The following is a 15,019-nucleotide window of genomic DNA, read 5'->3' as shown; positions in this document are numbered from 1 at the left end:
CGCTATTTCGCCTCGACCCCAATCGGCAAGGCCAGACGCCGGCAGGATCGCGCAAGCGGCGACCCTGCCGGCCACTGCTTACGCCGCCTCGGCAAGCTCCTCCCTCTCCTCATCTCCATGCTGCCGCAGCGGCTTGTTCCCCGAAAGCTTGCGCATCAGCACGTAGAAGACAGGCGTCAGGAAGATGCCGAAGGCGGTGACGCCGATCATCCCGGCGAAGACCGCGATACCCATGGCCTGGCGCATCTCGGCACCCGCCCCGGTCGAGATGACCAGCGGGACCACGCCCATGATGAAAGCGAGCGAGGTCATCAGGATCGGCCGCAGGCGCAGGCGGCTGGCCTCGATCGCGGCCTCGACCGGCGTCCTGCCCTCGAATTCGAGCTCGCGCGCGAATTCGACGATCAGGATGGCGTTCTTGGCGGATAGTCCGACGAGGACGACGAGGCCGATCTGGGTGAAGACGTTGTTGTCGCCACCGCTCCACCAGACGCCGGCCATCGCCGCGAGCAGGCCCATCGGGATGATCAGCAGGATCGCCACCGGCAGGGTCAGGCTCTCATACTGCGCCGCCAGCACCAGGAAGACGAGCAGGATCGCGACCGGGAAGACGAGCAGCGCGGAATTGCCGGCCAGGATCTCCTGATAGGTCAGCTCGGTCCATTCGAAGGCGAAACCCTTGGGCAGGGTCTCGGCGGCGATGCGGGTGACGGCGTCCTGCGCCTGCCCTGAGGAATAGCCCGGGGCCGGGCCGGCATTAATGTCGGCGCTGAGGAAGCCGTTATAGCGCATCGCACGTTCGGGGCCGGCATCGGTGCGCACATTGAGCACGGCCGAGAGCGGCACCATCTCGCCCGAATTCGAGCGGACCTTGAGCTTGCCGATATCCTCCTGATAGGCGCGGAAGGGCGCATCGGCCTGGACGCGCACCGTGTAGGTGCGGCCGAACTTATTGAAGTCGTTCACATAGGACGAGCCGAGATAGATCTGCAGCGTCTCGAAGACATCGGTGACGGGAACGCCGAGCTGACGTGCCTTGGTGCGGTCGATGTCGGCATAGAGCTGCGGCACGCTGACCTGGAAGCTCGAGAACATGCCGGCGAGTTCGGGCGCCGCCGCGGCCTTGGCCATGAAGGCCTTGGTCGCCTCGTCGAGCGCCTTATAGCCGAGGCCAGCGCGGTCCTCGATCTGCAGCTTGAAGCCGCCGATGGTGCCCAGCCCCTGGACGGGCGGCGGCGGGAACATCGCGATGAACGCCTCCTTGATGCCGGCGAACTCCTTGTTGAGCTGCATGGCGATGGCGTTGCCGGAGAGCTCCGGCGTCTTGCGCTGGTCGAAGGGCTTTAGGGCCACGAAGACGATGCCGGCGTTCGACGAGTTGGTGAAGCCGTTGATCGACAGGCCGGGGAAGGAGATCGCGTTCTCGACGCCAGGATGCTTCAGGGCGATCTCGTCCATCTTGCGGATGACGTCCTCGGTACGGTCGAGCGTCGCCGCGTCGGGGAGCTGGGCGAAGCCGACGAGATACTGCTTGTCCTGGCCCGGTACGAAGCCTGACGGAACGGCGCGGAAGAGCACGCCAGTCAGCGCGACGAGGCCGACATAGATCACGATCATCAGCGTCTTGCGGCCGAGGATGCGGCGCACCCCGCCGCCATAGGCCTCGGAGCTACGGTTGAAGAAGCGGTTGAAGCCGCGGAAGAACCAGCCGAACAGCTTGTCCATAAAGCGGGTCAGCGCGTCCTTGGGCGCATCGTGCCCGCGCAGCAGCAGCGCGGCGAGCGCCGGCGACAGGGTCAGCGAGTTGATCGCCGAGATCACCGTCGAGATCGCAATGGTCAGCGCGAACTGGCGGTAGAACTGGCCGGTCAGGCCGCTGATGAAGGCGAGCGGCACGAAGACCGCGACGAGGACGAGCGCGATCGCGATGATCGGGCCGGAGACCTCGCGCATCGCCTTGTAAGTCGCCTGGCGCGGCGAAAGCCCGTTCTCGATGTTGCGCTCGACATTCTCGACCACGACGATGGCGTCGTCGACGACGATGCCGATCGCCAGAACGAGTCCGAACAGCGAGAGCGCGTTGATCGAGAAGCCGAAGAGATACATCACCGCGAAGGTGCCAACGACCGAGACCGGCACGGCGGCGAGCGGGATGATCGAGGCGCGCCAGGTCTGCAGGAAGACGATGACGACAAGCACGACCAGCGCGACGGCCTCGAGCAGCGTCGTGATCACCGCCTTGATCGAAGCGCGGACGAACTGGGTGGTGTCGTAGACGATCGAATAATCCACGCCTTCCGGCATGTTCTGCTTGATCTCGCGCATCGTCGCCTGGACCTGGTCGGCGATGGCGATGGCGTTCGAGTTCGGCGCCTGGAAGACCGGCACCGCAACGGCCGACTTGCCGTTGAGCAGCGAGCGCAGCGCGTAGTCGGCGGCGCCCAATTCGATGCGCGCGACGTCCTTCAGGCGCACGACGGCGCCGCTCGGGGCGGTCTTGACGATGATCTCGCCGAACTCCTCCTCGCTGGCGAGGCGCCCTTGCGCATTGACCGAAAGCTGCAGATCGAGCCCCGGCCCGCTCGGCGAGGCGCCGATGACGCCGGCCGCGGCCTGGACGTTCTGGGCGCGGATCTCGCGGACGATGTCGGAGGGCGAGAGGCCGTGCTCAGCGACCTTCTGCGGGTCGAGCCAGACACGCATCGAATAGTCGCCGGAGCCGAAGAGCTGGACCTGGCCGACGCCGTCGATGCGCGCCAGCCGGTCCTTGACGTTGAGGACGGCGTAATTGCGCAGATAGGTCATGTCGTAGCGGCCGTTCGGCGAGGTGATGTGCACCACCATCGTCAGGTCGGGTGAGCTCTTGATGGTGGTGACGCCGAGCCGGCGCACCTCCTCAGGCAGACGCGGCTCGGCCTGGGAGACGCGGTTCTGGACCAGCTGCTGGGCCTTGTCCGGGTCGGTGCCGAGGCGGAAGGTGACGTTCAGCGTCATTACGCCGTCGGTCGTCGCCTGGCTCGACATGTAGAGCATGCCCTCGACGCCGTTGATCTGCTCCTCGATCGGCGTCGCGACGGTCTCGGCGATGACGCGCGGATTGGCGCCGGGATACTGGGCCCGCACCACCACGGTCGGCGGCACGACCTCGGGATATTCCGAGATCGGCAGCACGCGCAGCGAGAGCAGGCCGGCGATCAGGATGAGGACGGAGAGGACACCGGCGAAGATCGGCCGGTCGATGAAGAACTTCGAGAGGTTCATGGGGGGTGCCCCTTCAAGGCGGCGTCCCCGCCGGTCCCGAAGCGGCCAGCGGGGCGGAAAATGGAAGGCTCGCGCGCCTTAGCGCTGCGCGAGCTCGGTCTTGGGCTTCTTCAATTCGGAACGCTCGGCCATCGGCACCTGCTCGGGCGCGACGGTCGCGCCGGGCCGGATGCGCTGCAGGCCGTTGACGACGATCTGCTCGCCGGCTTCGAGCCCGCTGGTCACGATGCGCAGCCCTTCAGCCGCGGTGCCGAGCGTGACCTCGCGCCACTGGGCCTTGTGGTCCTTGCCGACGACGAAGACGAACTTCTTGTTCTGGTCGGTGCCGACGGCGCGCTCGTTGATGACGAGGGCCGGCTCAGATCTGGCCTGACCCATGCGCAGGCGCACGAACTGGCCGGGCAGCAGCGCGCCGTCCTTGTTGTCGAAGATCGCCCGGACGCGGACCGTGCCGGTCGCGGCATCGATGCCGTTGTCGACGAAGTTGAGATGGCCGGAGATCGGCGCAGCCTCGTTCGTAGCAGTCGTCATCTGCACCGGGATGCGCTTGAGATCGCGGGCGTTGCCGGGCTCGACCGGCAGGGTAGCCAGCGCCTTGAGGAGCGAGCCCTCATCGGCATTGAAGCCGGCATAAACCGGATCGACCGAGACCAACGTCGTCAGCAGCGGCGCATTGGCGCCGGCGGCGACGAGGTTGCCGACGGTGACCTCGAGCCTACCGATGCGGCCGCCGATCGGGGCGCGGATCTGGGTGTAGTCGAGGTTGAGCCGCGCCGATTGCAGCGCGGCGCGGGCAGCGCGCTCATTGGCCTGCGCCTCGCGCAGCGCGTTCAGCCGCGTGTCGAGATCGCGCTGCGAGACGTTCTGCGACGACATCAGCTTCTGGCCGCGCTCATGCTCGTTGGCCGCGAGGGCGACACGGGCTTCGGCGGCGAGAAGCTGCGCCTGGGCGCGCTCGAACTCGGCCTGATAGGGCGCCTGGTCGATGCTGACGAGCAGGTCGCCCTGCTTGACCAGCGCGCCCTGCGCGAAGTGCACCTGCTCGACCACGCCAGAGACGCGCGAGCGGATCTCGACGCGCTCGATCGCCTCGAGACGGCCGGAGAACTCGGCCCAGCTGACGAGGTTGCGCTGCTCGACGAGCGCGACGGAGACCGGGGTCGCCGGCGGCGCGGCCGGGGCGGTGTCGCCCTGTGCCTTGTCGGAGCCGTGGACGGCGATAGCGAGCGCCGCGAGTGAGACGCCGGCGGCCAATGCGGTGCCCAACAGGGCATGACGGATCGTTCCCAGAATCATGGGTCATTCCTTCCTGAAGCTGAAATCCGGTGTCGGGAGTGAAGCCTCTCAGAGAGGCGCAGTCGTCGAGAAGAACTCGCTGATGTGATGGCAGGCCGAACAGAGACAGGAGCCGTCGCGCGGCGCCTCCGCGAGGGCCTGCGGCCAATGGCTGGGAGCGTCGAGAACATGGACCGTGGCATCGCCGCCGGCCGCCCGCAGACGAAGCCCGTAACTGACGCTCTCGTCGCGCAGGAGGTCGTCCTCGGCGCTGACGATCAGCGCCGGCGGCAGGCCGGACAGGCGCGACGCGTTGGCCGGCGTCGCATAGGGATGCGCGGCCTTTTCGGGCGAGCCGAGATAAGCGTGCCAGCCATCGGCCCAGCGGCAACCGACCGGGCCGGCTTCGGCATGGCGGAAGGAGTAGGTGCCGAGGCAGGCGTCGAGCATCGGCGAGAACAGAATCTGCCCGGCGAGCGGCGGTCCGTGCCGGTCGCGCGCCATCATGGCGAGGGCAGCGGCGAGGTTGCCGCCGGCCTCCTCGCCCGCCACATAGAGCGGTGCCTGCTTGCCGACCCAGCGCGCCTTGTCGCGGGCGATCTTCTCGAGCGCCGCATACGCTGTCTCAAGCGCCTGCGGGAAGCGGGCTTCCGGCGCCAGCGGATAAGGCAGCGAGATCACGATCGCACCGGCTTCGGCCAGCGTCGTCGCGACCGCCTCACCGGAAGCGAGCGAGCCGCTGTCAAAGGTGCCGCCATGCAGATGCAGGACGAGGCCGGCATTGTCCGGCACCGAGGCCGGGGCATAGAGCCGCCCGGACAGCGTCTGCGACCCGGCCTTGACGGCCTGATCGCGCCAAAAGACGGCGCGGCGGTAGCGGCTTTGCGGGAGGGACGGAGCGAGCATGGTGTGACGACTGACGAATATTGCGATCCGTCAGTATTTAGGAGATAGTGCGGACGCAATAAACCGCCGATCCGCTCCCACATTGTTTCTGTATGGAAACAATACCCAGATCAGCCAGGAGGCCCGGATGGACCAGCTCAACGCCATGCGCGCCTTCGTGCGCGTCGTCGAGGTCGGCACCTTCACCCGTGCGGCGGAGCTGCTGGACCTACCCAAGCCGACCGTGACCAAGCTGATCCAGCAGCTCGAAGGCCATTTGCGGGCGCAGTTGCTCAACCGCACGACGCGGCGCGTCACCGTCACCATGGACGGCGCCGCCTATTACGAGCGGGCCCTGCGCGTGCTCAGCGAGATCGACGAGCTCGATTCCAGCATGGCGTCGTCGCAGGCGCGGCCGAGCGGGCGCCTGCGCCTCGATGTCAGCGCGCCCCTGGCGATCGATGTGATCCTGCCCGCCCTGCCCGGCTTCCTGGCGCGCTATCCCGAGATCCAGATCGATATCGGCCTCGGCGACCGCCCGGCCGACCTGATCGGCGAGAATCTCGATCTGGCCGTGCGCGCCGGCGAAATCCAGGACCAGAGCCTGATCGCCCGGCGCGTCGGCGAGATGCTGCTCGTCACCTGCGCGACGCCGGACTACCTCGCCCGGCATGGCACGCCGCAGCATCCGCGCGACCTCGAAACCGGGCACAAGGTGATCGGCTATCGCGCTGCCGGGACGAGCCGCACCCTGGCCTTCACCTTCGCGACGCATAAGGAAACGATCGAGGTCCGCGGCGACTATCTCGTCTCGCTGAACGAGGGAACAGGCTATCTCGCCGCCGGGCTCGCGGGCCTCGGCGTGATGCAGGTGCCGACCTTCATGGCCCAGGAGCACATCGCCGCCGGGCGGCTGGTGCCGCTACTCACCGGCTGGTGCACCTCGCCCAAGCCGCTGCACATCGTCTACCCGCCGAACCGGCACCTTTCCAACAAGGTCAGGGTCTTCGTCGACTGGCTCGCCGAGCTCTTCGCCAGGGACGACCTGATACAGCGCCGCTCCACCCTGCCTGGCCCATGCGGCGAGGCCGCCTGAGCCCCGAGCGGGGTTTCTTCGACCACGGAATGCGCTAACCAGAAGCGCCGCCGCATGCGGTGCCCGAACCGAGGTCGATATCCATGTCACGCAGTGTCCGCGACCAGCTTGAATCCATCCTCGGCCGCATCGGCGACGGCAGCCCCGTCTTCACCCGCCTTCTCATCGAAACGGCGCGCGCCGAGGCCGACGCGGCCGACACCCGCCGGGCTGCCGGGCTCAAGCTGAGCCCCCTCGACGGTACGATCGTCTCGATCAAGGACCTGTTCGACGTCGGCGGCGAGACCACCTGGGCCGGCTCCAGCCTGCTCAAGGGCGCGGCCCCCGCCGCGCAGGATGCGCCGATCGTCGCCCGGCTGCGCCAAGCCGGCGCGGTGATCATCGGCAAGACCAATATGAGCGAGTTCGCCTTCTCCGGGCTCGGCCTCAACGCCACCTTCGGCACGCCCGGCAATGCGCTGGATGCGGAACGCATTCCCGGCGGCTCCTCCTCCGGCGCGGCGGTCTCGGTGGCGCAGGGCTCATCGGAGCTGACCGTCGGCACCGACACCGGCGGCTCCTGCCGGATTCCGGCGGCGCTCAACGGCATCGTCGGCATGAAGCCGACCCATGGCTCGGTTCCCGACGAAGGCTGCTTCCCGCTGGCGCCGAGCCTCGACGTGATCGGCCCGCTGGCGAAGGACGTCGCCGGCTGCGCCCGGCTGCTGTCGGTGCTGACTGGACGCCCCTTCACGCTTGCCGAGGGGCTCAACCCCGGCCGCTTCCGCGTCGGCGTCGCTCGCGGCGGCTTCCTCGCCGAAGCTTCCCCCTCGGTGGTCGAGGCCTATGAGGCCGCGATCGAGCGCGTCGGGCGCCTCGGCGTCGCGCTCGAGCCGGTGGACTTCGACGGCGTCTGGCAGGAGATGCTGGCCGCCTATTCGGTGCCGCTGGTGGCCGTCGAGGCCGCTGCCGTGCACCGCGAAGCCATCGCCAGCAAGCCGGAAGCTTTCGACCGGCGCGTCGCGGCGCGCATCTCGCTCGGCACGTCCTACAAGGCCGCCGACTACATCGCGGCGATGCAGACGCGCCGCAGGCTGATCGGCAAGCTCACCAGCCTTCTCGACGGGCTCGACGGCTTCCTCGCCCCGACCGTGCCGATCGAGGCGCCGACGATCGCCGCGCTGGAGGCCAGCGACGACGCCTTCTTTACCGCCAACCGGCTGATGCTGCGCAATGCCGCCTTCGGCAACCTGTTCGACCTGTGCTCGATCTCGCTGCCGATGCCGCTGGGCGACAAGCTCTCGGGCGGGCTGATGCTGAGCGCCGTTGCCGGGCAGGATCAGCGTCTGCTCAACCTCGCGAAGCTGATCGAGCCGGCAGCCGCCGGGCACTGAAACGCACGTGCCGCCCGCCCCGCGCCAGTTCGAGGCGGGACGCGCGGCGAGACAGTAAGCAAGGGTTGCCCGGATCAGCGTCCGGGCGCCAGCTCAGTGGCTGGCGAAGACCGTGTGGGAGCCGTCCTTGGCGATCAGCCAGGTGTCGTAGCGATCGGCCTTGACGCCGGGGACTTCCATGCCGGGCGAGCCGACCGGCATCTCCGGCACGGCGAGACCGCGGGCCTGCGGCCGCTCGCGCAGCAGGCGGCGGACATCGGCCGCCGGCACGTGCCCCTCGACGAAATAGCCGTCGACCATCGCGGTGTGGCAGGATTCGGCGGCATCCGGCACGCCGAACTCGCGCTTGCGCGCCGCCAGCTCCTCGGTCATCACCACCTTGGTCTCGAAGCCGGCCTTCTTCATATGGTCGACCCAGGCGCCGCAGCAGCCGCAGGAGGCGCTGCGATAGACGGTAACGACCGGAGCCGTCTCCTGGGCTGCGAGAGGCAGCGACGCGGAGCAGGCAAGGGCTCCGGCGATCAGGCCACGACGCGTAAGCATTCCAACTCTCCTTCTGGCGGGCGAAGCCGCAGCCCTCATTCAGGCTGCTCTTCCTGCGTCCCTTCACGGACGCAGACGCCCTTGATGCAACTGACGATGACGACCTTGTGCGCCGAGCCGAAGCAGTTGGCACGATAGCTCGTCACCCCATCCCGGTCGAACAGCTTCTCGAGCCGGAAACGGGGGCAACCGGCCTCGAGCAGCACGGACTGCAGGTTCCCGTCGCTGCCGAGGCCGGCCTGCGGCGCGCCCAGCGCGATCACCGCAGCCAGGCAAGCCGGCCGGGCGAGCGCCAGGGCGCGTCGGAGGCTCATTTCTGGATCTTCGTGACCGTGATCTGGCCGTTCACGCGCTCGGCCGTGAACTTGATCTTGTCGCCGGCCTTGACGGTCTTGAGCATGTCGGGATCGCCGGCCCGGAACACCATCATCATGGCATCCATGTCGAGGTTCTTGATCGGGCCGTGGTCGACGGTGAGCTTGCCCTGAGCGGTATCGACCTTCTTGACCGTGCCGTTGACGAGCGCCGGGGTCTGGGCCAGCGCCGGAACGGCCAGCAGCGAGGCAAGGGCGAAGGCGGTGATGGCGGTACGCATGGAAGAACTCCTGTCGGGTTTTGTCTGGCGGCTCACTTGACGATGACCTTGCCGGTCATGCCGGCCTCGCGATGGCCGGGGATCAGGCAGGAGAAATCGAACTCGCCGGCCTTGGTGAACTGCCAGAGGATTTCGCCGGTCTTCTTGGGGGCGAGGCGCTTGGCGTTCGGGTCGTCATGCTCCATGTCGGGATTCTTCTGCATCTCGACGGCGTGCTTGAGGTTCTCGGCGAGCGTCGCGACGACCAGCTCATGGTCGAGCTCGCCATTGTTGCGCAGCTGGAAGCGAACCTGCTCGCCGCGGCGCACCTCGACCCGGTCCGGGATGAACAGCATCTTGCCGTCGCGCTCGGTCATCGAGACCTGGACGATGCGAGCCGGCTTCTTGGGATCGCCCGGCTTGCCATAGGCGGTCTCGTCGCCATGGCCGTGGCCGGCTCCACCGGGTCCGGCGAAGGCCGTCGTCGACAGTACCAGCGCCGCGACAGCACCGAGGGCGATGGATCTGATCTGCGTCTTCATCGGCGTGCTCCGTTTGCGATTGCGCCTTAGTGATTGGAATGTCCGCCGGCCTTGGCGCCCGAGAGCGGCCTGCCGTCCGGGCCGAGCCTGGGCTTGCGCTTGTCCTTGACGCGCCAGTCGACCGAGGGCGCGCCGCTGTCGGGCCCCTCGGTGCGCGGCGCTTCGGCGAGCTTCGGCCCCTTGTATTCGTAGGCGACGGTGCCCTCGGGGTGCTTGAACCAGCCCGGGTCCTTGTAGTCGTTCTTCGCCAGGCCCTCGCGGACCTTCACCACGGAGAACATGCCGCCCATCTCGACCGGGCCGAACTGCGCGAAGCCGGTCATCATCGGCAGGGTGTTCTGGGGCAAGGGCATCTCCATCGCGCCCATCTCGCCCATGCCGTTCGAACCCATCGGCATGTAGCCAGGGGCGATCCTGGCGATGCGCTTGGCGAGGTCCTTCTTGCTGACGCCGATATAGTTCTTCACGTCATGGCCCATCGCATTCATCGTGTGATGCGATTTGTGGCAATGGATTGCCCAGTCGCCGAGCTCATCCGCGACGAAATCGAAGGCGCGCATCTGGCCGACGGCGACGTCGATCGAGACCTCGTCCCAGGCGGCAGCGGGATCGACCCAGCCGCCATCCGTGCACGACACCTTGAACTCGTAGCCGTGCATGTGGATCGGGTGGTTGGTCATCGTCAGATTGCCGAAGCGAACCCGGACCTTGTCGTTCTTGCCGACGACGAAGGGGTCGATGCCCGGGAACACGCGGCTGTTCCAGCACCACATGTTGAAATCGGTCATCTCAGCGACCCGCGGCACATAGGAGCCGGGTTCGATGTCGAAGGCATTGAGCAGGAAGACAAAGTCGCGGTCGACGCGGCGGAAGGCCGGGTCCCTGGGATGGACGACGAAGAAGCCCATCATGCCCATCGCCATCTGGACCATCTCGTCCGAATGCGGGTGGTACATGTAGGTGCCCGAGCGCCGTAGCTGGAACTCGTAGACGAAGGTCTTGCCGGCCGGGATATGCGGCTGGTTCAGCCCGCCGACACCATCCATACCGTTGGGCAGGCGCTGGCCGTGCCAGTGGATCGTGGTGCTCTCCGGCAGCTTGTTGGTGACGAAGATGCGAACCTTGTCGCCCTCGACCGCCTCGATGGTCGGCCCCGGCGACTGACCGTTATAGCCCCAGAGATAGGCCTTCATGCCGGGCGACAATTCGCGCTCGACCGGTTCGGCAACGACGTGGAACTCCTTCCAGTCGCCGTTCATGCGCCAGGGCAAGGTCCAGCCGTTGAGCGTCGCGACCGGCTGGTAGTCCGGCCCGCTGGTCGGCGTGAGAGGAGCCTGGGTCGTCGCCTCCTTCATGGTCGGCGCCTCCGGCACCGAAGCGAAGGCGGTGCGGCCGGAGACGGCGCCGGCCGCGGCGACGACGAGGCCGGACGTGCCGATGAAGCCTCTGCGTGAGATGGTCATGTTGCTATTCCCCGCTTAGTGGCCGCCGCCGCCGGCATCGCCGCCGCCCGCAGCGGCGACGGTTGCCCCGCCCCCGCCCGAGCCGCCGCCGATGACGACATGCTTGAGGTCGGTATGGGCGATCCAGAAGTCGCGCCGCGCATTGATCGCGACGACGTTGGAGAGGATGCGGGCGCGCGCATCGGTAATGAGCTGCGTCACGTCGATCAGCATGCCGCTGTAGTGCAGCAGCGACTCGTCCTGGATGATCTTGCGCAGCGGCAGCACATTGTTCTGATACTGCCGGGCAATGTCATACGTGGCGCGATAGCCGACATAGGCCTCGCGCGCCTCGGAGCGGATGTTGACCGCCTTCTCAGCCAGCTTGTTCGCCGCCTGCATGTAGTTCTGCTCGGCCTGGACGACCTTGGTCTGCCCAAAATCGAAGATCGGGATCTCGATATCGAGTTCGACGGTGCGGCTGCGGCTCGTCTCGCGCTCGACATGGCCGTGATCGTTGATGCTGCGGCCGCGGTCGTAGGTGCGGCGCCCGAGCAGGTCGATGTCGTTGACGAAGCGCGTCGCATTGGTCAGGCCGAGCGACTTGGCGAGCACGTCGAGATCGGCACGCGCGACCTGGAGGTCGATGCGCTTGCGCAGCGCCTCGGATTCGATCGCCTTGACGCTCTGCAGCCGCGGCAGCGGAGGAAGCGTGTTCGGCAGCTTGAACTTGAGCTCGTCGCCCCAGAGGCCGAGCAGGCGCACCAGCCGCTCGCGCTCTTGGCGCTGCACCAGCCGCGCCTGCGCGAGCTGCGCGCCGAGCTCGGCATCGAAGGCGAACTCACGCGCCTGGTCGAGCTTGTTGACGCCGCCGGATTCACCGAGCCGCTTGAACAATTCGGAGGCGGCCTCGGCCGAGCCCTTGGCTTGCTCGATGAAGCCGACCTGGGCGCTGGCTGCGACGGCGCGATGGAACTGGCGGCGGGTATCGGCGGCGAGCGTCATCACGGTCTCGGCCGTGCGCAGCTGCTGCGACTGGAAGCGATCGCGGGCGATCTCGGCGCGGAAAGGCAGAGTGACGAGCGCAAACAGGCTACCAGCAATCTGCCGCTCAACCTCGATCTCGAACCGGCCGGAGAGCTTGGAGATGCCGAAGGTCGGATTGGGCGGCAGGCTCGCCGCAACCATCTGCGCCTCGGCGACGCCGAGCTCGTTGAAGGCGGCCTGCAGGCCACGGTTGTTGAGCAGCGCGATCTGCACTGCGGTGTCAGCCGTGAGCGGCTTCTTCAGGAGCTGGTCGACGCGCGCCTTGGCACTGATCGCGCCGGCAACGTCATTAATCTTGACCACATCCTTGTTGAGCTCAGCAAAGGCGGCATTGCGCGCGACGTCGAGACCGGCATCAGGCGAGAAGGAGGCGCAGCCGCCGAGGAGGACAGCGAGCGCGAAAGGCAGGCCGCGACGGCCGTGGGCTAGGGTCCGCAGCTTCACGATCAATGCCCCTTCGGCGTCACTTGGCGGTTGAGATCCTGCCAGCCCTTGGGGTCGACAGGACGCAGCGGCTTCGCGCCGGAAACGGCGACATAGGACGGCGTCGCGACGGCGACGCTGGCATCGGCCGGATGGCGGCCGGCGATCGGCGGCACCGTCGTGGTGCAGCCTGCGAGCAGCGCGGAAAAGGCAACGCCAGCGGCGACGCGGCGCATCGTGCGGAAACGTCGGAGAGGACGCGGTGGTGGCTCTGTCGGCATCGTTCGCTGGCTTTGCTCGGTGAATCAGTGGGCAAAGCGAAGTTAGCGAAGCGGCCTCCGGCGCGGTGTTACATATTGTTTCAGCGACCCACGAAGGCCGTTTCAGCAGTTTGCGGGGGCCTCTGCGTCTGTCTGCGGCAGCCGGATCTGCGCCCGCAGGCCGCCTTCCGGCCGGTTCTGCAAGGTGACGTCGCCGCCATGACCGCGCAGCGCACTGCGGGCGATCGTCAGGCCAAGGCCGACGCCCCCGGTCTCGCGGCTGCGCGAGGTTTCGAGCCGCACGAACGGCATGAAGACCTGCTCCAGCGCGTCCTCCGGCAGACCCGGCCCATCATCATCGATCAGGATGATCGCCTCGCCCTCGGCCCGCGACAGACTGATCCTGACGCTGCCGCCATAGCGCGCGGCATTGTGGACGAGATTGGTCAGGGCGCGCTTCAGCAAGAGCCGCCGGCCGCGCCAGCGCAGCTTACCAGGTCCCGAAAGCGTGACGTCGTGGCCGGCATCGAGCGCGTCGTCCTTGATCGTCTCCAGTAGGGCGGCAAGGTCGAAATCACGCAGCGGCTCCTCGCTGCGCTCGCCGCGCAGGAAGGTCAGGCTGGCATCGAGCATCGCCTCCATCTCGTCGAGATCGGCATCGATCGCCGGGGGCAGCGCCTCGTCCCCCGCTCCTTTCGCCTCGCGCAGCTCCTGCGCACGCAGCCGTAGCCTGGTCAGCGGAGTCTTGAGGTCATGCGAGATTGCGGCGAGCGTCTGGGTGCGCTCGTCGATCAACCGCTTGATCCTGCTCTGCATGTCGTTGAAGGCGCTGGCGAGCTCGCGCACTTCCGCCGGCCCCTCGACCGGCAATTGCGGAGCCTCCGCCCCAACATAGGCGCGGCGAGCGGCATCCGCGAACATGCGCAGCGGCCGCGTCAGCCAGCGCACCATCAGGATCGCGACGAGGATGACGCCGAGACCCATCAGGCTCGTCGACCAGACGATGCCGTGCATGCTGCCATGCGGCCCGCTGAGCCTTGTCACGCTGAAGTTCACCCAGCCCTCGTCGGGCGCCTTGATCGAGAGCTGGAACTGATGGGAATCGACGCGGCCATCGGGCAGGCGCGGCGCGGAGAGGATCAGGCGCTCCTGTGCCAGTTCGGGCGCAAGCTCGAGCAGCCTGCCCCGCAGCGTCTCTAGTTCCGGACCGGCGCTGGCACCGGCGCCGCCAGCGGTCAGCCCCGTGGCGCTCCAGTGGACTTCGATCGGACCGCCGGAGAGCGAATGGGCGATCGGCTCGCGCTCCGCCACCGGCAGCGCCAGCACCGCGCGCTTGATGGTGACGAGCCGCTCGGCGAGGCGGCTCTCATTGGCAAGGTCGACCTCGGAGCGCAGCCCGACCTGATAGGTCCACAGGCTGAGCAGGTGGAACAGGCCGAGGCCCAGCAGCAGGACGATGACTGTACGCGACTGGATGGTATCAGCAGTCCGCCAATTCATCGGCGCTCGACCTGCGGCAGGAACATGTAGCCGGTGCCACGTACCGTCTTGATCATGGCATCGGCGCCGCCCTCGGCCTCGATCTTCTTGCGCAGGCGGCTGATCTGCACGTCGACAACGCGGTCGAAGCCGGTCGCGACCCGGTTCTTGGCGATGTCGAGCAGGGCCTCGCGCGTCAGGACCTTGCCCGGCGCCTCGACGAAGGCGCGCAGCATATCGAATTCGCCAGTGCTGAGGTCGACGATCGTTCCCTGCGGGTCGACCAGCTCGCGGCGGACAATGTCGAGCGTCCAGCCGGCAAAGGCATAACTCCGGACCGGCGCAGCCTCTGCCTGGCTCACCGCCCGGCGCGCCCGCCGGATCAACGCGTTGATCCGCGCCACCAGTTCCCCCGGACTGAACGGCTTGGCGAGGTAGTCGTCGGCGCCGAGATCGAGCCCGGCGATGCGATCGTTCTCCTCCCCGCGCGCCGTCAGCATTATCACCGGCACGGCGGAGCTGCGGCGCAGCTCGCGGCAAAGCTCGAAACCGGACGAGCCCGGCAGCATGACGTCGAGGACGATCAGGTCGACCGGAGCGCCCTGAAGGGTTTCGGTCATTTCGCGGCCATTGGCGGCGGCACTGACGCGATAGCCATTGGCACGCAGCAGGCGGCTGACCAGAAAGCGGATCTGCGGGTCGTCGTCGACGACGAGGATATGAGCTTCGGGCGAGCCGAGCGGAGCGGCGCTCGCGGCGGCGGTTTCGGTCACTGCTTGCTGATCCCTGCTCGCCTGCGGCGAAAGCCCCTTCTAGCGC

General features: G+C 67.5%; 14 protein-coding genes. 2 read left to right on the top strand and 12 right to left on the bottom strand.

All coding sequences use genetic code 11. The features are described from left to right. Window positions 1-78 precede the first annotated feature (78 nt). The 3 genes from DK26_RS15390 to DK26_RS15380 form a co-directional block, all read right to left on the bottom strand. A complete protein-coding gene (locus tag DK26_RS15390; RefSeq protein WP_066474179.1) occupies window positions 79-3,261 on the bottom strand; it encodes a multidrug efflux RND transporter permease subunit in 3,183 nt (1,060 codons plus the stop codon). Window positions 3,262-3,339: 78 nt separating this feature from the next. Beyond that, on the bottom strand, window positions 3,340-4,557 hold the full coding sequence (locus DK26_RS15385; protein ID WP_066474166.1) for an efflux RND transporter periplasmic adaptor subunit: 1,218 nt from the start codon (window positions 4,555-4,557) through the stop codon (window positions 3,340-3,342). Between the two features lie 48 nt (window positions 4,558-4,605). Continuing rightward, on the bottom strand, window positions 4,606-5,442 hold the full coding sequence (locus DK26_RS15380; protein ID WP_066474163.1) for an alpha/beta hydrolase fold domain-containing protein: 837 nt from the start codon (window positions 5,440-5,442) through the stop codon (window positions 4,606-4,608). 127 nt (window positions 5,443-5,569) lie between these two features. On the opposite strand from DK26_RS15380, the gene DK26_RS15375 reads away from it, so the two are divergent. Continuing rightward, on the top strand, window positions 5,570-6,517 hold the full coding sequence (locus DK26_RS15375) for a LysR family transcriptional regulator (protein ID WP_066474160.1): 948 nt from the start codon (window positions 5,570-5,572) through the stop codon (window positions 6,515-6,517). Between the two features lie 83 nt (window positions 6,518-6,600). After that, window positions 6,601-7,890, top strand: coding sequence for an amidase (locus DK26_RS15370; RefSeq protein ID WP_066474158.1), 1,290 nt, complete (start codon window positions 6,601-6,603; stop codon window positions 7,888-7,890). A 93-nt stretch (window positions 7,891-7,983) separates the two neighbouring features. On the opposite strand, the gene DK26_RS15365 is transcribed toward DK26_RS15370, so the two are convergent. From DK26_RS15365 to DK26_RS15325, 9 genes are all read right to left on the bottom strand, one after another. Beyond that, a complete protein-coding gene (locus DK26_RS15365) occupies window positions 7,984-8,433 on the bottom strand; it encodes a DUF411 domain-containing protein (protein WP_248309986.1) in 450 nt (149 codons plus the stop codon). 35 nt (window positions 8,434-8,468) lie between these two features. Beyond that, the gene (locus DK26_RS15360; RefSeq protein ID WP_066474155.1) at window positions 8,469-8,747 is read right to left on the bottom strand and encodes a hypothetical protein; all 279 of its coding nucleotides are present in this window, start codon (window positions 8,745-8,747) and stop codon (window positions 8,469-8,471) included. Continuing rightward, window positions 8,744-9,028, bottom strand: coding sequence for a copper-binding protein (locus DK26_RS15355; protein WP_066474153.1), 285 nt, complete (start codon window positions 9,026-9,028; stop codon window positions 8,744-8,746). The genes DK26_RS15360 and DK26_RS15355 overlap by 4 nt, the downstream gene beginning before the upstream one ends. 32 nt (window positions 9,029-9,060) lie before the next feature. Next, entirely contained in the window at window positions 9,061-9,549 is a 489-nt protein-coding gene (locus DK26_RS15350; protein ID WP_066474150.1) for a cupredoxin family protein, read from the bottom strand. A 26-nt stretch (window positions 9,550-9,575) separates the two neighbouring features. After that, the gene (locus DK26_RS15345; RefSeq protein ID WP_066474146.1) at window positions 9,576-11,012 is read right to left on the bottom strand and encodes a copper oxidase; all 1,437 of its coding nucleotides are present in this window, start codon (window positions 11,010-11,012) and stop codon (window positions 9,576-9,578) included. Between the two features lie 15 nt (window positions 11,013-11,027). Then, window positions 11,028-12,482, bottom strand: a complete 1,455-nt coding sequence (locus DK26_RS15340) for a TolC family protein (RefSeq protein WP_248309985.1) — start codon at window positions 12,480-12,482, stop codon at window positions 11,028-11,030. Between the two features lie 2 nt (window positions 12,483-12,484). After that, window positions 12,485-12,697, bottom strand: a complete 213-nt coding sequence (locus DK26_RS15335; protein WP_066474143.1) for a hypothetical protein — start codon at window positions 12,695-12,697, stop codon at window positions 12,485-12,487. Window positions 12,698-12,844: 147 nt separating this feature from the next. Further along, entirely contained in the window at window positions 12,845-14,221 is a 1,377-nt protein-coding gene (locus DK26_RS15330) for an ATP-binding protein (protein ID WP_066474141.1), read from the bottom strand. Then, window positions 14,218-14,973, bottom strand: a complete 756-nt coding sequence (locus DK26_RS15325) for a response regulator transcription factor (RefSeq protein WP_066474137.1) — start codon at window positions 14,971-14,973, stop codon at window positions 14,218-14,220. The genes DK26_RS15330 and DK26_RS15325 overlap by 4 nt, the downstream gene beginning before the upstream one ends. Window positions 14,974-15,019: the final 46 nt, after the last annotated feature.

This window comes from Allobosea sp. WAO (assembly GCF_001509835.1).
Taxonomy (GTDB): Bacteria; Pseudomonadota; Alphaproteobacteria; order Rhizobiales; family Beijerinckiaceae; genus Allobosea.
This window is presented reverse-complemented; position numbering and strand designations above follow the sequence as displayed.

Excerpts from the sequence above, each read along its gene's own strand:
- DK26_RS15390 (WP_066474179.1), bottom strand. The coding sequence starts at position 3,261 with ATGAACCTCTCGAAGTTCTTCATCGACCGGCCGATCTTCGCCGGTGTC.
- DK26_RS15385 (WP_066474166.1), bottom strand. The coding sequence starts at position 4,557 with ATGATTCTGGGAACGATCCGTCATGCCCTGTTGGGCACCGCATTGGCC.
- DK26_RS15380 (WP_066474163.1), bottom strand. The coding sequence starts at position 5,442 with ATGCTCGCTCCGTCCCTCCCGCAAAGCCGCTACCGCCGCGCCGTCTTT.
- DK26_RS15375 (WP_066474160.1), top strand. The coding sequence starts at position 5,570 with ATGGACCAGCTCAACGCCATGCGCGCCTTCGTGCGCGTCGTCGAGGTC.
- DK26_RS15370 (WP_066474158.1), top strand. The coding sequence starts at position 6,601 with ATGTCACGCAGTGTCCGCGACCAGCTTGAATCCATCCTCGGCCGCATC.
- DK26_RS15365 (WP_248309986.1), bottom strand. The coding sequence starts at position 8,433 with ATGCTTACGCGTCGTGGCCTGATCGCCGGAGCCCTTGCCTGCTCCGCG.
- DK26_RS15360 (WP_066474155.1), bottom strand. The coding sequence starts at position 8,747 with ATGAGCCTCCGACGCGCCCTGGCGCTCGCCCGGCCGGCTTGCCTGGCT.
- DK26_RS15355 (WP_066474153.1), bottom strand. The coding sequence starts at position 9,028 with ATGCGTACCGCCATCACCGCCTTCGCCCTTGCCTCGCTGCTGGCCGTT.
- DK26_RS15350 (WP_066474150.1), bottom strand. The coding sequence starts at position 9,549 with ATGAAGACGCAGATCAGATCCATCGCCCTCGGTGCTGTCGCGGCGCTG.
- DK26_RS15345 (WP_066474146.1), bottom strand. The coding sequence starts at position 11,012 with ATGACCATCTCACGCAGAGGCTTCATCGGCACGTCCGGCCTCGTCGTC.
- DK26_RS15335 (WP_066474143.1), bottom strand. The coding sequence starts at position 12,697 with ATGCGCCGCGTCGCCGCTGGCGTTGCCTTTTCCGCGCTGCTCGCAGGC.
- DK26_RS15330 (WP_066474141.1), bottom strand. The coding sequence starts at position 14,221 with ATGAATTGGCGGACTGCTGATACCATCCAGTCGCGTACAGTCATCGTC.